20 protein-coding genes are annotated in these 23,691 nt (G+C 40.3%); 14 read left to right on the top strand and 6 right to left on the bottom strand.

From position 1 onward, the window contains the following. Window positions 1-27: 27 nt before the first annotated feature. Window positions 28-1,770 (top strand): ABC transporter permease, encoded by a 1,743-nt coding sequence (locus tag ACHABU_RS06265; protein ID WP_435763434.1) that lies wholly within the window; start codon window positions 28-30, stop codon window positions 1,768-1,770. Then, window positions 1,767-2,855 carry an ABC transporter ATP-binding protein gene (locus ACHABU_RS06260; protein WP_435763432.1) on the top strand — a complete coding sequence of 363 codons (1,089 nt, stop codon included), beginning with the start codon at window positions 1,767-1,769 and terminating at the stop codon, window positions 2,853-2,855. The genes ACHABU_RS06265 and ACHABU_RS06260 overlap by 4 nt, the downstream gene beginning before the upstream one ends. A gap of 366 nt (window positions 2,856-3,221) precedes the next feature. Here the strand turns inward: ACHABU_RS06260 and ACHABU_RS06255 are convergent, their stop codons facing one another. Together ACHABU_RS06255 and eutB are read right to left on the bottom strand one after the other, a co-directional pair. Further along, window positions 3,222-4,838, bottom strand: a complete 1,617-nt coding sequence (locus tag ACHABU_RS06255; protein ID WP_435763430.1) for a PucR family transcriptional regulator — start codon at window positions 4,836-4,838, stop codon at window positions 3,222-3,224. 33 nt (window positions 4,839-4,871) lie between these two features. Continuing rightward, window positions 4,872-5,873, bottom strand: coding sequence for a hydroxyectoine utilization dehydratase EutB (gene eutB, locus ACHABU_RS06250; RefSeq protein ID WP_435763428.1), 1,002 nt, complete (start codon window positions 5,871-5,873; stop codon window positions 4,872-4,874). Between the two features lie 234 nt (window positions 5,874-6,107). On the opposite strand from eutB, the gene ACHABU_RS06245 reads away from it, so the two are divergent. From ACHABU_RS06245 to ACHABU_RS06230, 4 genes are read left to right on the top strand one after another with little or no spacing between them, the layout of a single operon-like run. Beyond that, complete coding sequence (locus ACHABU_RS06245; protein WP_435763426.1) at window positions 6,108-7,322, top strand: M24 family metallopeptidase; 1,215 nt, start codon at window positions 6,108-6,110, stop codon at window positions 7,320-7,322. Further along, the gene (locus ACHABU_RS06240) at window positions 7,309-8,280 is read left to right on the top strand and encodes a cyclodeaminase (protein WP_435763424.1); all 972 of its coding nucleotides are present in this window, start codon (window positions 7,309-7,311) and stop codon (window positions 8,278-8,280) included. The genes ACHABU_RS06245 and ACHABU_RS06240 overlap by 14 nt, the downstream gene beginning before the upstream one ends. Window positions 8,281-8,295: 15 nt before the next feature. Next, entirely contained in the window at window positions 8,296-9,507 is a 1,212-nt protein-coding gene (locus ACHABU_RS06235) for a cystathionine gamma-synthase family protein (protein WP_435763422.1), read from the top strand. A gap of 6 nt (window positions 9,508-9,513) precedes the next feature. Continuing rightward, window positions 9,514-10,725, top strand: a complete 1,212-nt coding sequence (locus ACHABU_RS06230; RefSeq protein ID WP_435763419.1) for a M20 metallopeptidase family protein — start codon at window positions 9,514-9,516, stop codon at window positions 10,723-10,725. A 104-nt stretch (window positions 10,726-10,829) separates the two neighbouring features. On the opposite strand, the gene menC is transcribed toward ACHABU_RS06230, so the two are convergent. Together menC and ACHABU_RS06220 are read right to left on the bottom strand one after the other, a co-directional pair. After that, the gene (gene menC / locus ACHABU_RS06225) at window positions 10,830-11,936 is read right to left on the bottom strand and encodes an o-succinylbenzoate synthase (protein WP_435763416.1); all 1,107 of its coding nucleotides are present in this window, start codon (window positions 11,934-11,936) and stop codon (window positions 10,830-10,832) included. Between the two features lie 20 nt (window positions 11,937-11,956). Beyond that, window positions 11,957-12,091, bottom strand: a complete 135-nt coding sequence (locus ACHABU_RS06220; RefSeq protein ID WP_435763414.1) for a hypothetical protein — start codon at window positions 12,089-12,091, stop codon at window positions 11,957-11,959. A 90-nt stretch (window positions 12,092-12,181) separates the two neighbouring features. Between ACHABU_RS06220 and ACHABU_RS06215 the strand changes: the two genes are divergently transcribed. From ACHABU_RS06215 to ACHABU_RS06190, 6 genes are all read left to right on the top strand, one after another. Next, a complete protein-coding gene (locus ACHABU_RS06215; RefSeq protein WP_435763412.1) occupies window positions 12,182-13,012 on the top strand; it encodes a MurR/RpiR family transcriptional regulator in 831 nt (276 codons plus the stop codon). Further along, window positions 13,012-14,136 (top strand): M20 peptidase aminoacylase family protein, encoded by a 1,125-nt coding sequence (locus ACHABU_RS06210; RefSeq protein WP_435763410.1) that lies wholly within the window; start codon window positions 13,012-13,014, stop codon window positions 14,134-14,136. The genes ACHABU_RS06215 and ACHABU_RS06210 overlap by 1 nt, the downstream gene beginning before the upstream one ends. A 155-nt stretch (window positions 14,137-14,291) precedes the next feature. Beyond that, entirely contained in the window at window positions 14,292-15,392 is a 1,101-nt protein-coding gene (locus ACHABU_RS06205) for a CdaR family transcriptional regulator (RefSeq protein ID WP_435763408.1), read from the top strand. 88 nt (window positions 15,393-15,480) lie between these two features. Next, window positions 15,481-16,614, top strand: coding sequence for a glycerate kinase (locus tag ACHABU_RS06200; RefSeq protein ID WP_435763406.1), 1,134 nt, complete (start codon window positions 15,481-15,483; stop codon window positions 16,612-16,614). A gap of 171 nt (window positions 16,615-16,785) precedes the next feature. Next, window positions 16,786-17,766 (top strand): Gfo/Idh/MocA family protein, encoded by a 981-nt coding sequence (locus ACHABU_RS06195; protein ID WP_435763404.1) that lies wholly within the window; start codon window positions 16,786-16,788, stop codon window positions 17,764-17,766. Between the two features lie 132 nt (window positions 17,767-17,898). Next, window positions 17,899-18,726 (top strand): mechanosensitive ion channel family protein, encoded by an 828-nt coding sequence (locus ACHABU_RS06190; protein WP_435763402.1) that lies wholly within the window; start codon window positions 17,899-17,901, stop codon window positions 18,724-18,726. 120 nt (window positions 18,727-18,846) lie between these two features. Here ACHABU_RS06190 and ACHABU_RS06185 read toward each other — a convergent pair whose 3' ends face one another. Both ACHABU_RS06185 and ACHABU_RS06180 read right to left on the bottom strand, forming a co-directional pair. After that, a complete protein-coding gene (locus ACHABU_RS06185) occupies window positions 18,847-19,632 on the bottom strand; it encodes a sulfite exporter TauE/SafE family protein (RefSeq protein WP_435763400.1) in 786 nt (261 codons plus the stop codon). A 168-nt stretch (window positions 19,633-19,800) separates the two neighbouring features. After that, window positions 19,801-21,399 carry an esterase/lipase family protein gene (locus ACHABU_RS06180; protein ID WP_435763398.1) on the bottom strand — a complete coding sequence of 533 codons (1,599 nt, stop codon included), beginning with the start codon at window positions 21,397-21,399 and terminating at the stop codon, window positions 19,801-19,803. A 581-nt stretch (window positions 21,400-21,980) separates the two neighbouring features. On the opposite strand from ACHABU_RS06180, the gene ACHABU_RS06175 reads away from it, so the two are divergent. Beyond that, entirely contained in the window at window positions 21,981-22,523 is a 543-nt protein-coding gene (locus ACHABU_RS06175) for a TetR/AcrR family transcriptional regulator (RefSeq protein ID WP_435763396.1), read from the top strand. Between the two features lie 281 nt (window positions 22,524-22,804). Continuing rightward, a complete protein-coding gene (locus ACHABU_RS06170; protein WP_435763394.1) occupies window positions 22,805-23,683 on the top strand; it encodes a 3-keto-5-aminohexanoate cleavage protein in 879 nt (292 codons plus the stop codon). Window positions 23,684-23,691 lie beyond the last annotated feature (8 nt).

Below are 23,691 nucleotides of genomic sequence, written 5' to 3'. Positions count from 1 at the left end.
CTCTAACGGAACTGTAGGGTGATGATATTGACGAACAAAGAGACAAAGAATGAATTTAATCAGGAGGAAAAGCGTCCCCGCGCTATTTCCTCTGCCTTTTTTAACCCCAATATGTACAAAATGATTGCTATCGGTCTAGTAATTATCTTTTTTATTGTACCGATCATTCGCCTATTAATAATGAGCTTTACAAGTGATCAAGGTATCAGTCTACAATACTATGAAGCTATTTTAAAAGATGAACGGACATGGCAGGTATTACAAAACACCTTCTTTGTAGTTGCTGGTTCGACAGTGATTTCTCTAATTTTAGGTACCGTTTTTGCATGGATTGTTGCCTATACAGATATTCGCTTGAAAAATGTTGTACAGTTATTTGTATTTCTCCCATTTATCATTCCATCTTACATAACGTCTTTAGCTTGGGTACAATTTTTCGGATCTGCTGGTTTAGTGGAGAACCTCCTTGAGGGCTTATCCATTAACATTGCTGGGTGGAATTTATACAGTATGTCGGGAATCATTTTTGTTATGGGAATCAGTCATTTTCCACTCGTTTACTTATTCACTGTCAATGTCTTTCGGCAAATTCCACGTGAAATGGAGTTGGCTGCACGGGTTTCGGGAGCATCACGGTGGACATCTTTTTCAAAAATTGTCTTACCAATGGCATTACCAGGCATTGTTGGTGGTTCATTCATCGCCTTCTTAGGGGGATTGGATAATTTCGGAATTCCTGCCTTTTTAGGAACCCCAGCAAATATTTCCGTGCTTTCCACGTACATTTATCAAAAAATAATCGGATTTGGGACCTCGGCATTTCATGAAGCTGCTGTCCTGTCCGTGATTCTTGGTGTGGTTGCCATCATGGGAATCAGTTTGCAATGGGTGCTATTAAGAAAGACAAAGCGAATTGAAACAACCAAAATTGATTATAAACCCCGATATTATTTAGGAAAGGGTAGGCTCACTGTCGAAATCTTGATCTGGCTGTTTTTTGCCATGACAAGTATCTTTCCTCTAATATCAATGGTCATGACCTCCTTTTTAAAGGCATATGGTCTGGATTTTGTAATGGAGAACCTTTCGTTGGAAAACTATCAGTATATCTTAACTAGAGAGTCAACGATTGATTCGATTTTAACAAGTGTAAAATTGGCCGGGGTAACAACATTTATTGGGATCATTGCGGGAACGATTTTTGCCTATTACCGTGTGAGAAAAGCCAATTTCACAACGAAGCTGATGGAAAATGCAATTACGATTCCTTATGCATTGCCTGGAACGGTACTGGCGCTGGCTATGATTTTTGCCTGGATGGAGCCTATTCCTGGGTGGAATCCTGGTATTTATGGTTCGGCAGCAATTCTTTATATCGCCTATATAACCCGGTTTTTAATTTTACAAGTGCGAAGTGGGATTACAGCTTTTCAGCAGGTTGATATTGAAGTTGAAGAAGCAGCACGCATTAATGGTTCCAATGGGTTTGGAAAATGGAAGAAAATTATGGTTCCATTAATCGCCCCGGGTATTTTAAGTGGAGCAATGCTTGTCTTCTTGAGTGCGTTAACCGAATTGACCGTTTCCTCACTACTATATTCATCGAAAGCGGAGACGATCAGTGTATCTATCTTAAGTTTTCAGCAGTCTGGATATACCCTCTACTCCACTGCCTTTTCTAGTATTATTGTCGTATTGATTATCTTTGGTTATTTTATCTTATTTGCAGGACAGGCCGTTTGGAAAAGAAAGGTGGTAAAAAGTAAATGAGCACAACAATGGTAAATATCAATAAAAATTTCGGCAAATTCCAGGCGCTTCACCATATTGATTTAACCGTGAAGGATGGTGAATTTCTTGCGATTTTAGGTCCATCGGGCTGTGGGAAAACGACGCTATTGCGTCTGCTAGCAGGATTTGAATCACCAACGGATGGTACGATTGAAATCGATGGAAAAGAAGCTGCCAATTCCAAGAAAGTTATTCCACCAGAACAACGAAATGTTAGCATGGTATTTCAGTCTTTTGCACTTTGGCCACATATGAATGTACGGGAACATATCCAATTTGCGATGGATTATCATCGGTTTGTCGACAAGGGTTGGAAAGGGAAATCGGCTGCGCGCATTGAGGAAGTATTACAAATTGTTGGGCTTGAAAATTTAGAGAAGCGGATGCCCGGTGAACTTTCTGGCGGACAAAAACAGCGTGTTTCCCTGGCCCGTGCGATTGCCCCGGAACCAAAACTGCTGCTTATGGATGAACCACTAAGTAACCTGGATGCTGAATTACGAATGGAAATGCGTCATGAAATTCAAAAACTACATCGATTAACTAAAGCATCCATACTGTATGTGACACATGATCAGGGTGAAGCATTGGCAATGGCTGACAGAATTGTCGTAATGAATGGTGGGAAAATTGAACAGATCGGTGTGCCGGAAGATATCTATTATCATCCTGAAACACCGTTTGTAGCCACTTTTGTCGGAAAAGCGAATCTTTTTGAAGGTAGGTGGAATGGTTCTGCGTTTTCACATATGGATAGCCCGGTCGTTTGGGAGGGTGACGGATTTTCGAAGCAATTAAAGGATAAAAATATCTATCCGCTTCGTCCTGAACAAATCAATCTCTCGCAACCAAATGATAAGCAACTAACAGGAAAAATCATTACAAAACAATTCCAAGGAAAAGAATACCATTACTCCATCGACGTAAACGGAAAAGTAATCGTAGCCCACCTACCACTCCAGGAAAAATTCCAAATCGGCGAACACGTCGCAATAACCCCAAGGAAGCACGGGGACGGTTCTCTTGCTTCCGAAATAGGAAGTCATCGTGAATTGCTTGTTTGATTGTGATTGTTAAAAACAGCCCTCACCGCAAAACCTGGGTGGGAGGCTGTTTTTCTTCTTTCATTGGAAGCACGTGTGGAAGCACGGGGACGGTTCTCTTGCTTCCAATCGCGTTCCAATCGCGTGCAGCCAAGCGCTATTTAAGGGTTTCCGGAATTGATTCCGCGGATTCAGCTCGTTTATCCACGTAATTTTAAATTTATCGGCGTATCGTACGACTTATTCCGCGATTTCCAATGTTATTTTCGCGAAAGCACTCTCCACCCGACCCGCCAAGACCGAACCATTCGGTGCCTGTCACTCCCCGGATTTTGTCACATAATGTCGAAAATGGAAGCAGGAGAACCGTCCCCATGCTTCCTTTCTTTATCCTCTTTCAAATCGTACTTTCCATAGTTTTAGACATAAATCTAGTAGAAATACGTCGTCGGGGTCGTCGAGGGAGCGGTCTGTTAGTTTTTCAATTTTCCTCAAGCGATATAAAAGTGACTGGCGATGTAAGGATAGTGTTCGGGCTGTTTGGCTGACATTTTTTTGATGGTAGATATAAGTTGCGAGAGTGTGCAGTAAATCCAGTCCTTTATTTTTATCATAGGATGCTATATTGCCAATCGTTGCATGCATGATTTCAGTTGCTGATGGGTTATTCATAAGGGCTGCGAGCAGTTGATAGATTCCTGTGTTCGCATAGGTGAACCGAAGACCTGGCCCTTTGTGATTTCTACCGATTTCCAGTGCAGTTCTGGCGTTTTGATGACTTTGGTGGAAGGTAAATTTTCCTGCCTGGTTTTCCCCAATGCCCCAAGAAAATGCGGGAATCTCATTTTTCCCCACAGCTATATCCATTTTATCCAAAAAGAGGTGGGTCTGTTGGGTTATATTTTCCTCGACACATTCTAAAAAGACGATGACAAAATGACGCTGAAATGTATAAATCACTTTTTTCTGAAGCAATGTAGCTGAGGACTCGAGAATATTGGATACGGATCGTTTAAATGTTTTTTCAATTTGATGGATGGAGTCACTGCCTGAAATTGTATAAAATTCAACGAGATTCTCTGGATAGCCGACCATGCATACATAGGATAACTGCACATTAAAACCTAACTTTTCCGCTTGCTTCGTAAACTCACTTTTACCTGTTGCGTTCCAGTCGCCACTCAATAAAATTTGCATAAACTCTTCTTTTTCCTTCTCTTGCTGATTTACTTTGGATTGTTCTTTAAGAATCCATAGTGATAGAATCGTGACGGCTTGATTCAGGATGAACCACGGAATTGGTGTTGCCGTTGGTGATTTGGATTGAAGATGTAGATGATAGGATTCCTGTGTTGAAAGATGCATTGGTAATGTTTGTGTAAAGTGGCCATCCTTTAAATGGTTGATGGTTGGTTCTGCTTGGTGGAATGAGGGTAGGAGTGATTCGGATTCGATTAACTTCGTGTCGAGCCATCCGGTATCATCGTTTTCTACAAAAATTTCCATTTTTAGTTCCTGCGATAAATAAGATACCGCCTCATCGAGTGACTGATTATCCAAATACAATTGAAGTAGCTTACGTTGAATGATATCTGCTTTCCCTTGAGAATTTTGCTCCCATTGGTTAATTTGCTCCAAGGTAATTTTAATAATATCGCCAAATCGGAGTTCCCATGGCAATTCAATAAGCGGAAAGTTCTGTCCTTGACAATAGCTGATTATTTGCTGTGGGATTTCTAAAACATGCCTGCCCGTGGAAATGGCCATTGCGGCAGCGCCAGCATTACAAATGGCTTCGACATAGGAAAGGAAAAGGTCAGGGTTGTTCCCACAGCCTATCGCCGTCGTTAACACGAGTTCATTTTCCCTAACAAAATCCTCGACAGGCATTTCCATTACGGTAACCGAGTCAATGGGCTGCGAGGAAATAATTGTTTCAGCGGCCAATAGATTGGCAGAATTCAATAAGGGGTTGGTAATTAAATCCTTCACGGTATATTGCAACGTAATGACCTCCTTCTATTCATATATATATGTTTAAATATAGGATTCTATTGCTTTAAAATGGGAGGAGGCGTCAACATTACAACCACTTATGACCAGAACAATATTTTCCTGCTGGTCAATCGGAAATAATTCATCGAGTAATGCACCAACACCAATCGCTGCAGCACCTTCTACCATGATGTGATGCTCTTTATAAAGGTAGGCCATCCCTTTTGCAATCGACTGTTCGGGGATAAGGAAAGATTTGTCAACATAGTTTTTAATCATCTGAAATGTGTAGCGATTATTAGAACCGATTCCTCCTAACAAACTATCTGCGAGTGTGGACTCCTCTGTAACGGATACGGTTTTACCAGCTTGTAAGCTTTCGTGCATGGCAGCCCCTTTTTCCATAGAGACTCCAAATACGTTAATATCTGGATTGGTATGTTTCATTACTAAACCGATGCCGGACAGAAGGCCGCCACCTGATAATCCGCCAATGACACAGTCAACTGCCGGTAAATCTTCCAGTATTTCAAGAGCAATCGTTCCTTGGCCTGCGATGACATATGGATGATCGAACGGTGGAATAACCGCTAAGCCTTGTTCTTTTTCTAGTTGATAACAGCGTTGTTCAGCATCATCCTGTCCATCTCCATAAATCTCCAGTTCAGCGCCTAATGCTTTGATCGCAGCTAATTTTACGATCGGGACATGGTTTGACACACAAATACAAGCGCGGATGCCCATTTTTTTAGCAGCTAGGGCAACAGCAAGACCGTGGTTTCCGGTTGAAAAAGTAGTGACCCCAAGTGCTTTCTCTTCCGCGGTTAAGTGATTGATGGCGTTGACAGCACCTCTTATTTTAAAGGCATTGCTCTCATGAAGATGCTCGTACTTTAAATAAATGTTGGCCCCGTATTGCGCGGAAAGTTTCTTCGAATGAATAAGTGGCGTTTTTTTTACAACAGATTGAATCGATTGTTTGGCCTCCCAAACAGCTTGCACGGTCATCTGAAGTGTCTTTTTTTCCTTTGATGGACCTGCCATGAGTAAATCCCCCTTCGATGTTTCCTATAAAATGTATTCTGACATATAATTATCTCAATTTCCAGAAAAATTTAAAAACGTAACTCAATAGTTTACCGTTATAAAAATGACTAATAAAATCATACAAAATGGTGAATAGTATTTTTGGAGTATAAGTTGTAAGATAATTGTAATAATTCAATTTAATTAATAAGTTATTATGTAATCGCATATATAAGGGGGTTGGTTTGGAAGATGACTGCTTTTGCAAATATGGAGTACAAGGAGCGGATTCGGAAGACGAAAGAAAAAATGGTGGAAAAAGGTTTGGATGTGCTATTGATAACTGACCCGGCAAACATGAATTATTTAACAGGGTATGATGGGTGGACCTTCTATGTACACCAACTGTTAATGATACTCATAGATGAAGAGGAGCCATTTTGGATTGGGCGAGGCCAGGATTTGAATGGGGCACGGGCAACTACATGGTTAGGTGATAGCCATCTGATTGGTTATCCGGATGACTTTGTACATTCAACGGAAAAGCATCCAATGGACTTTGTTTCCAATATTTTAAAAGAAATCGGTGAGGCAAATGCGACGATTGGGATTGAAATGGATACGTATTACTTTACTGCCAAGTGCTATACCAGATTAAGAGCAGAACTATCACAAGCAACTTTCCAGGATGCTACCAATTTGGTGAATTATATTCGAATCATCAAATCAGCTCGGGAAATTGATTATATACGAAATGCTACGAAAATTGTAGAGAAGGCGATGCAGACAGGAATCGATGCAATTGAGGTTGGTGTAAGGGAGTGTGATGTTGTTGCCGCTATCATGCATGCTCAAATAAGCGGCACCGCCAGCTACGGTGGAGATTATCCTGCAATCATGCCGCTTCTCCCGTCTGGCATCAAGACAGGGACCCCGCACTTAACATGGACGGATGAACCATATAAATCCGGAGATCCCGTCATCCTGGAACTGGCTGGGTGTTATAAACGATATCATTCACCACTATCCCGGACTGTTTTTATTGGGGAAACAAATCCAAAGGTAACGTATTTGGCAGATGTTGTTATCGAAGGGTTAAATGCGACGATTGATGCCATCAAACCGGGAATGACAGCAGAGGAGGTCGAAGCAGTTTGGAGCAAATCGATTGCCAAAAGTGGCTTTATTAAAGATACCCGTATCGGCTATTCGATGGGACTCAATTATCCGCCTGACTGGGGGGAACATACCGTAAGTTTGCGCCCAGGAGATAAAACAGTATTACAGCCAAATATGACATTCCATGTGATTCCTGGAATCTGGCTTGCGCAGTACGGCGTGGAAATTAGTGAATCGATTCGCATAACGGAAACGGGCTGTGAAGTCTTTGCAAATTTTCCTAGACAGCTGTTTGTCAAACCTTCCGGGAAGATTTTTAAGCTGGGAGGTATGTATGAAAATATTTGATGAAAGACAGATCCGGAAGTTTGTCCATGTGAATTCAAAAGCGATTGAAATCGTGGAGGAAGGGTTCACTGCATTAGCCAGTGAAAACGTGACCTTACCGCCAATCTTGACGATGGAAATTCCCGAACATCATGGGGAAATGGATGTGAAAACAGCTTATATAAAGGGACTGGATACGTTTGCTGTTAAAATTTCTTCGGGTTTTTTTGATAATCAATCCCTCGGTTTGCCAAGTTTAAGTGGCATGATGCTCTTATTGTGCTCCAAGACGGGTCTTGCGGAAGCGATTCTGCTGGATAACGGCTATTTAACTGATGTAAGAACTGCTGCGGCTGGGGCGGTTGCTGCTGACTATCTGGCTAAAGAACAGGTAAAAAGCGTTGGCGTGATTGGAACCGGTACACAGGCCCGTTATCAAATGGAGGCACTTTTACTCGTAAGGAATTTCGATGTCATCTATGTATATGGTCGAAAGCGGGAGTCGGCAGAAGAGTATGCCGCCGAGATAAGCGAGAAACTTGGGAAAGAAGTGATCATTGCGGAGAGTGTGGAAGAAGTAATAAAGATGAGCGAAATTGTTGTGACGACGACACCTGCTACGGAACCGCTTATTAAGGCAGAATGGTTGCATCCAGGGCTTCATATTACCGCGATGGGTTCTGATGCGAGCCATAAGCAGGAACTATATGCCAAGGTGTTCCAGAAGGCGGACGTTATTGTATGTGATGTGCAGTCACAGTGTTTCAGGCTTGGGGAACTTCATCACGCAATTACACAAGGGATTGTGACGTCTGCGGATCCGCGCCTTATCGAATTGGGTGAACTCACATCCGGCATGAAAAAAGGCCGCCGGAATGATAAGCAAATTACGATTTGTGATTTAACGGGTACAGGTGTTCAGGATACCGTCATTGCAAGGTTTGCCTACGGGCGGTTACAGGAAACAACAAATCTTTAATGGGAGGCTGATTACATGACAAAGAAGAACCAAGGCACAATCGGCACGAAAACGGTTTGGGCAGGGGAAGAGGAAGTACTCGTACATGGAGCGACGCAAGTTCCAGTCATTGTAAGTGTCGCTTATAACTATGACGATATGGATGAATGGTTTGATGTTGCAGTAGGTAAAAAGAAAGGTCATATTTATGGAAGAAACACGAATCCAACGGTGCAGGCTTTTGAAGAAAAGGTTCGTATTTTGGAAGGGGCAGAAGCAGCGACGAGCTTTTCAACAGGCATGGCAGCAATCAGTAACACATTGTATACGATATTAAGACCTGGTGACCGTGTTGTTTCCATTAAAGATACGTATGGAGGCACCAATAAAATTTTCACGGAATTTTTACCGAATATTCATGTGGACGTTGCGCTTTGTGAAACTGGTGATCACGAAAAAATTGAAGCGGAAGTGGAGAAGGGATGTAAAATACTCTATTTGGAAACCCCTACAAATCCAACCGTGAAAATAACGGATATTGAGCGGATGGCGAAAAAAGGGAAAGAAGCAGGTGCGATTGTCATCGTTGATAATACATTTGCAACCCCGATTAACCAGAACCCGCTCGAACTCGGTGCAGATCTTGTTCTTCATAGTGCAACCAAATTTTTAGGTGGTCATGCCGATGCCCTTGGCGGAGTTGTATGTGGGTCAAAGGAATTGATTGAACCGATTTTTCATTACCGGGAAATCAATGGAGCGACACTTGATCCGTGGGCTGCCTATTTATTATTGCGAGGAATGAAGACGTTGAAATTGCGGGTTATCCAGCAGGAAAAAAATGCCATGGAGCTTGCGAAGTATTTAGAGAAAAAGGATCTCGTTAAAGATGTGTATTATCCGGGCTTAAAAACACATGTGAATCATGATATTGCAAAGAAACAAATGAAGGGGTTCGGCGGTATGCTTAGCTTTTCGCTAAAAGGCGAGATGGATGCAGTAAGGATTCTTCTTCCTAATTTAACCTATGCGAATCGTGCAGCCAATTTAGGGGCGGTCGAAACAACTTACGGACCGGCACGGACGACAAGCCATATTGAATGTACACCAGAAGAAAGAGCCAAAATGGGGATTCCAGAAGGGCTGGTGCGGCTTTCAGCAGGGATTGAAGATACAGAAGACTTAATTCAAGATCTGGAGCAAGCATTTGCCATTTTGGAAAAAAGTTCTGTATCACTTGGAAGTTAAGAGAAGGTGAGTCGCTTGAATAACTCAGAGCTACGGAATCGTATCCAAAAAATAACACCAAGTATAACCCGTTGGCGCAGACAGATTCATGGCAATCCGGAACTGAGTTTTTTGGAATATCAAACCGCTAATTTTATCTATGAACAATTGACAGCAATTCAGGGGATGCGAGTTGAAAAGGGCGTGGGTGCAGAAACATCTGTTATTGGTACGTTATCACTCGGGGAAGGTCCGACAATTGCTATTCGTGCGGATATGGATGCACTTCCGATTCGGGAAGAAACCGGTTATTGTTTTGCTTCCAAAAATGAAGGTGTGATGCATGCATGTGGTCATGATGCACATACAGCAATCGTTATCGCGGTCGCCAAACTTTTCGGTGAAATCTGGAACACATCCTTAGATATGCAAGGGACGGTTAAATTTATCTTTCAGCCAGCCGAAGAGGATATGGATGCGTTCGGAAAAAGCGGTGCGCCTTATTTAATTGAAGCAGGAGTATTGGATGGGGTGGATTGTGTGCTTGCCCTGCATGTCGATCCGGAGTATGAGGTTGGGAATGTACGTGTTCATGATGGGTATAGCATGGCAAATGTCGATGTCTTTCAAGCGACGATTAAAGGTTCAGGGGGGCACGGGGCATATCCGCATCTTGGAACAGATCCAATTTGGATGTTGGGTCCTGTGCTGCAAGCCATCCATGGAATTGTGGCCAGAAATATTTCCCCACTGGAAGCTGCGGTCATTAGTATCGGAGAGATAAAAGCAGGATCAAGAAGCAATATTATCCCAACAGAAGTTTTCTTACAAGGAACAATGCGAAGTTACACGCCTGAAGTGAGAAATGATTTAATTCACCGCTTAAAAAATGCCTTTTCCATTGTCGAATCATTCGGTGGTGCCTATACCTTCGAAACAACGCAAGGAGAGCCTGCATTATTTAATCATAAGGATGTTAACCGTGTTCTGAAAAAGTCGATACAGGAACTCGATCCCATGCTTGCGATTAATGATATTCCTTTTGGATTGGCAGGGGAAGATTTTTCCCATATGGCAAATACAGTACCTGGAGCAATGTTCTTTCTTGGCTGTGCGTATCAGGATGGAGTAAAACGCGATCTGCACACACCGATTTTTGATATCGATGAAAGCTGTTTACCGATTGGGGCGGCAATTTTGACAAAAACGGTCTTAAACTATCTAACCGCAAACACATAAAACACATAGTGCCTGTCACTTCCCGGTTTTTGTCATATTATGTCGAGCTCAAGATGAAAAGCCCCGCCTTTTATTAGGTGGGGCTACATTTATTTCATTTTTAATTAGTTAAAAGACTTTACTTCAATCGTATGTTTTCTAACTTCATCTAAATTCACATCATACCCAATACCAGGTTTCGTTGGTAAATGTAACACGCCGTGCTGGGCAACAACTTCTGGTTCAATAATATCCTTATCCCAATATCTGGAAGATGATGCCGTGTCACCTGGGAGCGTAAAGTTTGCTAGGGAAGTGATGGCAATATTATGTGCTCGTCCGATTCCGGATTCAAGCATGCCACCACACCACATTGGAATCCCGGCCTTCTCACACAGGTCGTGAATTTTTTTCGCCTGCGTTAACCCACCAACTCTAGCTATCTTCATATTTATAATTCTGCCACTGCCAAGCTCGATTGCTTTTCGTGCGTCATCATAGGAATGAATGCTTTCATCGAGACAAATCGGTGTATTCAATTCTTTTTGCAATTTCGCATGATCGATCAGGTCGCCGGCAGTTAATGGTTGCTCGATCATCATTAAATTAAATTGGTCCAATTGCTTTAATGTATCGATATCATCCAGTGTATATGCGGAATTCGCATCTACCATCAACGGAATATCGGGAAAGTGTTCACGAATGATTTTTACGACTTCGACATCTTTACCTGGTTTGATTTTAACTTTGATTCGCTTGTAACCCTCTTCTGTTTTTTGCTTAATATTCTCAAGCAGGGTATCGATATTTTCCTCAATTCCTAAACTGATTCCGACTTCAATGGAAGTTTTATCTCCACCCAATGCCTCAGCTAGCGTCATGCCTTTTGACTTCGCATATAAATCCCAAACCGCAGCATCGAGTGCCGACTTCGCTAGGTTGTTGCGTTTGTAGTGTTTGAAAAATTCCTGTAACTCATCGGGATGGTTGATTTCCTTGTTTAAAATAAGCGGAATAAGGAATTTATGAAGCATGATCCAGCTGGACTCTGTAAATTCTTCTATATACAGTGGCTGCTCAGAGGTGACACATTCTCCCCATCCGGATAAGCCTTCTTCATTTTTAATTTCCACTAACAAAAAAAATCGGTCATGTTCGGTCCCAAAGCTTGTCGTGAATGGATTTTTCATTTTCATATTAACTTTATAAACATTGATTTCTGTTAATTTCATGTCAGTATGCTCCTTTTATTTTACATTGGTCCCCAATTCATCATAACTGCAATGACCAAGAATAGGATACCAATTAGATACCAGATCATTACTAATGGAAATGCAAATTTAATCCATTTCGTCCACGGTACACCAGCAATTGCAAGATTCGCCATCTTGCTTATATCGAACTTGCACTAAATTATATTGATGTTTATACTTCAAATCAATAGTAAATAATGCAAATACTTCAAAAAGGTGAAATGATGAAAAATAATAATTATATGAAAAAAACAAGGGAAATGCTTCCAACCCTTACAAAGGGACTGAAAAAAGTTGCTAATCATATCATTTCCGATCCGATGATATTTGCTATTCATCCCGCAAAAAAGGTTGGTGAAATAATAGGTGTTAGTGAAACGATGATTATTCGATTTTGTAATCAAATTGGGTACAATGGATTTAGTGAGTTACAAAAAGAAGTACGGACCCATTTGCTGAATCTTAATCAACCTTCTTCTGAAGATGCAGAAACAGAAAGCACCGAAAATCCGTATATAAGCAGCATGAGGGATGACATATCGAACATAAAAATGAATATGGAAAAAATGGATGTAAAAGCGGTGGATGAAGCTGTGGAAAAAATTATAAACGCTGAAAAAATAATCGTTGCCGGTTATTATCATTCATTTACATTTGCCCATTGGTTTTCCTATAATTTAAATTACATCTTAGGAAATGCAACATTATATCGTCCGGAGAATGATGCTGGTTTACTGGATTTGTTACCGAAAAAATCATGCATCGTTATATTTTCCTTTTTCCGTTATGCGTTAGACACAATCCGGCTTGCAGAAGAAGCGAAGAAGAAGGGAATTAACGTCATTGTGATTACTGATTCCTGGGCCTCCCCGATAACAGACCATGCGGACACTGTTATTTCACTTACGATTCATGATACGAAAACATTATTAAATAAAGGACCTCTAACAATGTCTTTCATTAATTCCATGTTATTTGAGATAATTAACCGTACAGAAGATCGCGGGAAAATACAACCAACATATAAATACTTTATAAAGGATGGCGAAGAATAATGGACAATCCGATTGAACAAAAAGTGATAGACACCTTTCATTATTTACATCATCATGCAGAAATCAGCTGGGAAGAGTTTGAAACGACCAAGTATATTAAGGGCCTATTGGAAGAAAGTGGCTGTCGTGTTACTGTTTTTGATGACTGTACTGGTGTAATTGGGGAGTATGGAAACTTTGGCAAAAAATTACCAGTGGTAGGAATTCGCGCAGATATGGATGCATTATGGCAGGAAGTAGATGGAAAATATCAGGCAAACCATTCTTGTGGACATGATGCACATATGGCAATGGTTTTAGGCGTATTATGGAAGCTTAAGCAAAATCCGGAATTAACAGAAAAAGTTGCCGTTAAATTTATTTTTCAACCTGCAGAGGAAAATGGTACAGGTGCCTTAAAAATGGTAGAGAAACAAGTTGTAGATAATGTGGATTATTTATTCGGTGTTCATGTAAGGCCTTCACAGGAAGCGAAAATGGGGCAAGCAACCCCTGTCATTGTCCACGGTGCTACGAAAATGTACAGTGCTGACATTAAGGGGGATGATGCGCATGGAGCAAGACCTCATCTTAATCACAATGCGATTGAGATTGGAGCGCAAATTGTCAATATGATCAGCCAGATTCATCTCGACCCACGTGTCCCACATTCCGTTAAAATGACTAAATTCCAGGCTGGTGGAAAAAACACAAATATCATCCCGGGCAATGCATCCTTTTCTCTTGATTTACGAGCACAAAATAATAAATTGATCGCCCAATTAGAGAAGAAAGTCAATAGTATATTTGAATCGATTCGTAATTTGTATGATGTGGATATTGATATTACGAATGTAGGTGGGATTGCTGCTGCGGAAACGAATGATGAAGCAATTTCCATTATGCGCCAATCGATTGAAGAAACGATTGGTAAGGAAAATACGAACCCGCCATTGATTACTCCAGGTGGCGATGATTTTCATTTTTATACGATAAAAAAACCTTCATTAAAAGCAACAATGTTAGGATTAGGCTGTGATCTCGAACCAGGATTACACCACCCTAAAATGGTATTTAATGAGAAAGCATTGCTAAATGGAGTAAATATTTTACATAAAGCTGTGTTAAATACGTATAAAAAATAAGTAGCTTATATGGTGTGAAATTCAAATAAAGGTATAGAAATGCAGGAAAGGAATAGCTGAGTTTATTCTTTTTTCTGCATTTTTTTGGTAAGATTATGGAAAATAGTCTGAATTTTTCAGGATGAAGTGTGTTATAAAATGATGGAGGGTTAATCTTGCAAATCACAAGCAATCTAGGACAGGAAATTATTAAACGAGTTGCTAAATATACGGAAATAGATATCAATATTATGGACAAGGATGGAAAGATTGTCGCAAGTACCGATTTGGGTAGAATAGGGGAAATTCATGCAGGAGCTGTTGAAGTATTACATACCAAACAGGAATTGATTATTGATGAGCAGCTATTAACGGATTATCCGGGTACAAAACAAGGTGTCAATCTTCCAATAATAAATAATGAAAACATATCGGGTGTCGTTGGTGTCAGTGGTAACCCGGAAGAAATGTATAAATTTACTGGAATCATTCTCACAGCTGTTGAGGTTGTCATGGAACAGCTCCATATAGAAAGACAAGAATATTTTCAAGAAACACAGTTGAGTTATTGGTTACAGCAATTATTACATCCTAGTGGTTTTAATCAAGCGGAATTAGAGGAAGCAGCGGACTATTCGCTTCAGGTTAACATCCGGTCAGATTGGAGAGTTATTGTACTATATGGGGAAATAGGGCGTGATGTGTTGGCAATAATTAGAAGAGAAATTACAAGTATGAAATTGAATACATTATTTACCATGCCCTTTTTTGAAAATGAAATCATTATAACGATTCCGGCAAGCTTCGATCGGGTGGAATTGTTTAGTGAAATGCTATTGGGAATGACGGGTAAGGATTCCGAAATAGGAGTTGGTGAAACAGGCTTTGGACTTCCTGGGATACGTAATTCGTATATGTTGGCAAAGCAGGCATTATCTTTTGCGGAGAGAGATCAGAGAATATCCAATAGTGCTGATTGGGAATTGGAAAGACTAATCGCGGCAATTGACGAAAATGAATACAAGCGTGTTAGTACTGGGTATGAACAGTCATTACTAAATCTGGACGAAATTTATCTCGAAACCATCGATATCTTTCTGCATATGAATCTCTCTATTAAAAAAACTGCAGAAGATTTGCATGTTCACCGTAATACACTTATTTACCGACTCGACCAAATTTATAAAAAAGTTGGTCTGGAACCAAGGAAATTCCATGATGCATGTATTTTAAAGATTATTAGGAATAGACAACTTTGTGCAAATGTACAAAAATAGTAGTTTAAAAAGTAGATATCTTCAGATGATCATATGATTGTAAACGCTATTATTATGTAGTTAAATGGTAATAAATGAGGGGATCGCTATGAATATAATTATCGCACCGGATTCATACAAAGGAAGTCTGACAGCTTCAAAGGTAGCAGAGACGATGAAGAAAGCTGTTATAGATATTAATAATACCCATGCAGTGATGTTAAAACCAATGGCCGATGGTGGGGAGGGTACGATTGATGCGATGTTATCCTCAATAAAAGGAGAAAGGATATCCATCGACTGTACAGGACCATTGGGAGAGAAGATCACTACTTCCTACGCCATTTTGGATTCCAAGCAGGCAGTCATTGAGTTGGCAACTGTTTCAGGTCTTGTCCAGGTTCCAACAGATAAAAGAAATCCTGACTACACAACTACTTTTGGTCTCGGAGAGGTTATACGGGATGCGCTGGATAAAGGGTGTACTTCTATTATTATTGGCCTTGGTGGTAGCGCTACCAATGATGGTGGTTTGGGAATGTTATTGGCTTTAGGAATGAAGGCTTGGGATGAAAAAGGCAATAAGTTGAAAGGTTTTGGTGCCGATTTGCATCGGGTTAAGAAAGTTAGTTTTGCAGATTTAGATGTACGAATTCCAGCTACTGATATTAAAGTAGCATGTGATGTGAATAATCCGCTTTGTGGAAGTGAAGGAGCAAGTGTCGTATACGGCCCCCAAAAAGGAGCAAGTCAGTCTCAAGTATATGAATATAATAAAAGCCTTGATGCATATGGAAGTTTAATAGAAAAAGCAACAGAAAAATCATTAAAAGATTTTCCTGGTGCAGGAGCTGCAGGTGGAGTTGGATTTGCTTTACTTGCTATTGGAGCAGATCTTGTCTCAGGGGCAAAATTACTGGCGACGACGATGCAGTTGGAAGAGGCGATTAAAAATGCGGATATTGTTATCACAGGAGAAGGTCAAAGCGATGAACAGACATTATACGGTAAAGCACCGGGCCATGTTGCTTTGTTAGCAAAGAAATATGAGGTGCCAGTAGTACTGGTATCTGGAAGCCTTACCGGAGACTTGAATATTTTAAGAGAAAGATTCTCCGGATGTTTTTCCATTATTAATAAACCCTTAACACTTGAACAATGCATGGCACAAGCAGAGAGCTTGTTATATGAACAAACAAAACAAGTTATTCATTTTGCATCCTCATTGGTAAGAGAAATTTAGTTAAATGATAAGTGTAGCGTTGTAATTAGAAATTAATATTTTTCAACAATATCCGACAAAAACCGGGGAGTGACAGGCACTCGGAAGCAAAAGAACCGTCCCCGTGCTTCCTCTGTTATAATGGGGGAGATATTTATTACATGGTTATGCGTTATGGAGGAGTGATTCATTTTGAATATAGCAACGATTGGAACGGGCAGTATTGTAGAGTTATTTTTGTCAGCTGTCGAAGAGGTTAATGGGATGCAATGTGTGGCGGTATACTCCAGAAATGAGGAGACGGCTGAGGCATTGGCGGATAAATTCGACATCTCGGCGATTTATACCGATATGAAAGAAATGATGGAAAATACGGCAATTGATTTTGTGTATATCGCATCACCGAACAGTTTGCATTTTGAACAGGCATACCTTGCGCTTCAACATGGGAAAAATGTGATTGTTGAAAAGCCATTTACGTCAACTGCAAAAGAAACGGAGCAGTTAAGCGAGCTGGCGAAAGAAAAGCAGTTAATGATTTTTGAAGCCATTTCAACGATACATATGCCAAATTATAGATTAATCCGGGAGTATATTGGTAGTCTTGGCCCAATTAAATTAATTCAATGTAATTACAGTCAGTTTTCCAGCAGATACGGAAAACTGATGAATGGCGAAACACCGAATGTCTTTAACCTTGAATTCTCAGGAGGTGCGTTAGCGGATATCAACATTTATAATTTGCATTTTGTGATGAATCTTTTCGGCTCTCCAAAATCAGTGAGTTATACAGCAAATAAGCATGAAAATGGGATTGATACCTCAGGTGTTGCAGTTATGAAGTATCCCAATTTTATTGCTGAATGTGTTGGTGCTAAAGATGCACAGAGTATGAACTTTGCGATGATCCAGGGTGAAAAGGGCTACTTGAATGTCGTAAATGGTGCAAACGGCTGTCAGGAGGTTATTGTTACAATTGGCGACCGAGAAGTAAGGCTGAACGCGCAGACGAAATCGAACCGCCTCTATTATGAAGTAGCTGAAATCCAGAAGATTTATCAAGCAAAAGACTTTGACCGATGCTATGATTTATTGGATTATACGAAGTCTGTAGTTGAAGTTCTCGAAGCAGCACGAAAAGATGCCGGAATCATATATCCCGCTGACGAATAGGTAGCACTCCCGAAAAAAGTGCCTGTCACTCCCCGAATTTTGTTGAATAGTGTCGATATTTTGTTCTATCTATTGAACTCCTATTTAAATTCCGCTACGATATTTACATCTAGTAGTAGAGGGAGAGTAATTATGGATATTTTTGGATATACAATTGAGATCGGGGAAATACTTGGAGCGGCAATACCGGTTATCGGGCAAATCATCTTATTACTTATTTTGTATGCAATTACCGTCCCAATAGGTAAGAAACTCATTGAGAGAGCATTAAATAAGGCGTCCGCTAGACAGAAAACGTCGCCTGGACGAATGAAAACGCTGGAAAAACTATTAGTTAATTTATTTTCATATGTGATGATTTTTATATTAATTGTCATGCTCTTAACAACATTAGGAATTGAAATTGGTCCGATTATCGCTGGGGCTGGTGTGGCTGGACTTGCAATCGCATTTGGTGCACAAGGCCTTGTCAGTGATATTGTAACCGGATTTTTTGTACTGTTGGAACGTCAAATCGAAGTGGATGATTATGTTACGACCGCTGGCTATGACGGTATTGTCGAAGAAATCGGCTTGCGCACTACTAAAATAAGAAGCTTTGATGGAACGTTAAATTATGTACCAAACCGCTATATTGAAGGGGTGGCGAATCACTCGCGCGGTAATATGCGTGCCCTCGTGGATATTGGCATCAGTTACAATATGGATATTGACCAGGCAATTAAAGTTTTGGAAAACATTTGCGCAGAGTTTCAACTGGATGAACGATTTAAGGATGGACCAAATGCCATCGGTGTACAAAGCTTGGGTACATCCGACGTTGTTCTCCGTGTTGTAGGCCAAACTGAAAATGGACTGCAATGGGAATGTGAACGTGATATGAAAAAACGAATCAAAGAAATATTCGATCAACAAAACATCGAAATCCCATACCCGCACCAAGTTATCGTACAGAAATAGTTTTGGTGCCTGTCACTCCCCGAAATTTGTCGAATAGTCTCGGCCGCTCAACATAAAATGAAAGATCCCAGCGGATTATCCATCTGCTGGGATCTTTTTATGTAATTTTTCGCCTTCCTGTTAATACATAAAAAAATTATATACGTTGATTAAAATAATCATAAGAATCGTTACATTAAATATCATTTCAATCCGTTTATTGGAAAGTTTCCTTACGAGATTGCTGCCCATAAAGCCACCAAGTATTCCACCAACAATCATGTAACCGATCATCGATAAATCATAAGTCGCAAACCCTGTCGTAAATGCTAACAAGACGAGTGCAGACAGTTGTGAAAAGAATATGATAAATGTTGAATTTACAACGGCATTCTTAGCATTCATCGAAAAAAGCAAATAAAGAACAGCGACATTTAGTGGTCCGCCTCCGATGCCCAGGAAGGAGGATATTGTCCCTAATAGAATTCCAACCGCTAATATAATACCTTTGTTATTCAAGCGGTAGGCTTTTATCAATCCTTTGTATCTCATGTATATAAAAATAATAATTAAAATGATGGCTAATAATCCAGATTGCAACATACCTATTCCATTCGTTGCACTGACTTCAATGACTAAAAAGTTAAATAAACCCTTTCCTAAAAAGCCTCCTAAGATCGACCCTATTGCAATGAGTAAGCCAATCGTCTTATCAATAGAAGCATCCATGCGTCTCACTTCGATTAACGACACTGTGGCCATTGATAAAACAGTAGCAGCTGATAAAACGCCAATTGTTGCTAAGTCATAATGACCAAATAAATCAAGCACAGGTTTTATAATGATTCCGCCGCCTAATCCAGCCATAGCACCTAACAATGAAGCAGTAATGCCGATTAAAAAGTATAAAATAAATATCTTAATCATCTCCAACTAACACAAATAAAAATTTACCACATTAACTATACCATTAATCGGTGCCTGTCACTCCCCAAATTTTGTCGAATTCCCCCATAAAAAAAGGAATCAGAGATATTATTCCCGATTCCTTGTGGTTTGAATACTATTTTTTAAAAGAAAGAATTGAGGGTCGGACTATTTCGCATATACAGAGTCCACAATTGTCCGTTTAAAAGGATTTCCTTCATTTGTGATACCAGCTATGTCCACGGTTACGTTATAGACAGTATCGGGTTTTTTGAGATTCAACTTTTGAGAAAGATTGGAATTACCTTTAACTGTCCATTGTTTTTCATGTTGAGGATTCCCTGTTTCTGTTACATGATAGGTTGCTGTTAATGTATCCTCGTCAAACAAATCCCCATCCATGTTTATGTGGTAAAGATCATCCTGTGTGATAAAGTTTTGCGCCACATTGGTTTGTAAATAGGTATCGGTTTTAAAGTTTGCTACCAATAGGTACGCATTGTCATTCTTACTCGAACGCATTTCCAGCTGCCACTTTCCGGATTCTGGTTTATCAATTGTCATCGTGTAACTATAGGCCCCTTTAAAAATGCCTTCCTTGAGACGGGTCTGTTGCACATTTGCTTGCTTCTTTTTCCCAGATGAGTTGGTAATTTTGAACTTGGAAATCGGTTCAGCGGTTAACAGGTTAAGTGTTAGGTTTTCAACATTTTCTTCCACGTCCACCATAAGCGCTTCTTTATTCCCTAATGGACCACCATGTACCCAATGATTGGAAACAGGAGGAATTGCTTCACTTTGATGATCGGCAATCGAAAAATCATCGCTATCTACTAAATGTTCTCCAGCTAGAAAACTTTCAAACACCGAAAATGTCATTCCTGTTCGAACCGTTGAATGATCCCATTCTCCAATTGCCAGTTCAATACCCCCAGGAAGATTGCTGCTAGCTGCAGTGACGACGCCATCATTCGGTCCATACCCAGATAAATATACGCCCCCAAACCAATTGGAGGAAAACATACTTCCCCAATCCGTCCCACCAAGCGTAAAATAGTTGTTACGATAGGCATCGGGATTAGAGTCTGTCATCGACCGGAAGTTTTCCATGTAAGCCATCTGCATGGACGCAGTTCCTTCCCCTTGCATTCCAATCAAATCAGCAAGCCACCCTGCCCCAGAGCTATACGCCAAATCGGCCAGCTGTGAGCCATGATGTGGGCTAGATAACGTAATGACATTGTCGACATATTCCGAGGCACCATAATAAGTAAGCGCCGTTTGCGAATCCACGCCTCCCTTGCTATGCGCCACAATGGTTATATCTTTTCCGCCAAAATGATTGGAAATCTCCTGAATCTTACTAGCTAGTAAACTTCCATTATTCCGCATATCAGCGTTCTCGCCACCTGCATCATGCAGTTGAACAAAAGCAGTTTGATAGCCTGCTTGATAAGCGGTTTGGTACATATCATTATCTTCCCAAAATACTTGTGCAACACTGTTTAATCCGGGAACAAATAGCAACACAGGAGTATCGGGCTGCAAATTCTCAGGTGTTTGCCCAATATACCATGCACCTGGCGTTTCCTCATTTCCATTTCCTGCTTTTCCCATCGCTGAAAATCCTGAAAATTCTTCCGCTAATACAGGCCTATCTGCTACATTTCCTGTATCCGTTTTAGCTGAAACCTGTGATGGAGAATGGAGCCCATTTGCCAGTACACTCAATAAACGAAGCATAAAAACACCCCTTAAGATTTTCATTTTTTTCTCTCCCTTAAATAATTAATTATAGAGACATCATAAAAAATGATGGGATTTTAAAAAGCCCGAATTTATGTCGATTCTTTTGAAGGTTTGTAAGTGAAGTAAGTGTATCTTGGATGGGGGTATCCTTAAGAAAAGAATATAGATTACTAATATTAATTATATAGTAATTTTGCCTTGAATTTTATTAATATAATACATAGCGTTTAAAATCCTACTTTGGTCGTGATTCTTAATACGTAAATGAATGGAGGGACTATCAACAAAAAGCTGAAAACGGATGTGATTTTTAAAAAAGCGATAGGAAGGAACTAGGAAAAAGTAAATGTGAAGCACCGGAGTTTTAGGTGAATGATGAATGATTGCAAGATAGTAGGGAAAAATAATGCAACAAAACTTTTGTTTACTTTCCTAATCTCTGTTCAACAGTTCAACGCCTCGACAAATTGTGACAAAAACCGGGGAGTGACAGGCACTGTTCGCTTTTGGGGATTTTGATTTTGGGTGTGGAGGGTTGTAATAAAACCGTCCAGCTAGTATAGTAAAATTGAAATTCATCGGAAGTAGGTGTAATGATAATGGGAAGAAATTCTCGTAAGTTGGATATACTAGATGCAGCTTCAAAGATTGTCAATGATCGCGGAATCTTTAATTTGACTTTGGATGCGGTTGCAGCTGAAGCAGGCTTTAGTAAAGGTGGGCTACTCTATCACTATCCTTCAAAGGAAGCGCTCGTAAAGGGAATGGTGGAACATTTAGCAGCAAATTACCAACAAAAGGTTTCAGCAGATATGGAAAAAGATCCTGAAGATAAAGGAAAATGGATTCGCGCCTATGTCAATGTGACGTTTAATCGGGCAAATGAGAATAAAAATAGAAACGCAGTTCTACTTGCAGCGAAAGCAGTGGATGCAGAATTACTGGACCCAATCAGAGATGTGTATGAAGACTGGAGGGAACAGCTAGAAAATGATGGCATTGATCCAATGAAAGCAACGCTTATTCAGCTGGCAGCAGATGGAATTTGGCTTTCTGAGTTATTTGATATTAATCGGATGGAAGAAGAGAAAAAAGAAGAAGTTTTTCAATCCTTAATGGAATGGGCAAAAAGTAACAACTAAAAATGGAAATCTTTCGTCTTTGAACCATCCTCAATTGTTCATTCGCGGAAGATTTTTTGTTTGCTTTTTTTACTATTGGGACCAGATAACGAAATTTTTTAATTTAATTATAAATTCTTTGAAGCCATACAGCATCTATGTTGGAAGTACTTGAAACACAATGAAACCGCTCTGTTACCTTGAAAGGAAACAGGTATAATGTTATAGTTTCAAATGTATTTATAAACCGTCCGGATGGTAAAGTAAAAATTAAATAATTAAAGACACATGGAGGTTTTACAATGAAAAAGGTTCTACTTACTGCAGCAGTAACTGGTGCGGGTGATACTTCAGCTAAGAGCAGCCATGTACCTGTGACGCCAAAGGAAATTGCAGATTCAGCCATCGCTTCAGCGAAAGCAGGTGCGACTGTAGCACATGTACATGCACGGGATCCAAAAACAGGCGGAATCAGTCATGACATCGAACATTACCGTGAAATTGTTGATCGAATTAGAGATTCAGAAACCGATGTGGTGATCAACATTACAGCAGGTGGTGGTGGTGATTTCATTCCAAACCTTGACACACCAGCAATGGGAGGTACCGGTACATTCATTCAGACGCCGGAAGAAAGACATCGTCCGGTTGGAGAATTACTTCCTGAAATGTGCACATTGGATTGTGGAAGCATTAACTTTGGCAACATGATTTATTTGAGCCCGACGGATTGGCTCGAACAACAGGCAAAGCTAATTCAAGATAGCGGCGTAAAACCAGAAATGGAATGCTTTGATACGGGTCACTTGAGCTATGCGAAACATTTAATTGATCAAGGTCTTATTGACGGAGACCCGATGTTTCAATTTTGCCTCGGTATTCCGTGGGGAGCTGAGGCAGATGCAGAAACAATGATATATATGAAAAATCGTCTACCGCAAAATGCAACCTGGTCCGCATTTGGAATTGGTCGAATGCAGTTGCCAGTTGCATTACAAACAGCTCTCCTTGGCGGAAATGTTCGTGTTGGCCTAGAGGATAATCTGTACTTGGAAAAAGGCGTACTCGCAAGCAATGAACAATTGGTAGATAAGACAGTTAGCATGCTTGCACAAAATAACATCGGAATCATGTCACCGGCAGAAGCTCGTGAACAGTATGGACTACGTAAGGTAAAATAGGAGGATTA

This window comes from Oceanobacillus sp. CF4.6 (genome assembly GCF_051262635.1).
In the GTDB taxonomy this organism is placed as follows: Bacteria; Bacillota; Bacilli; order Bacillales; family Amphibacillaceae; genus Oceanobacillus.
This window is presented reverse-complemented; position numbering and strand designations above follow the sequence as displayed.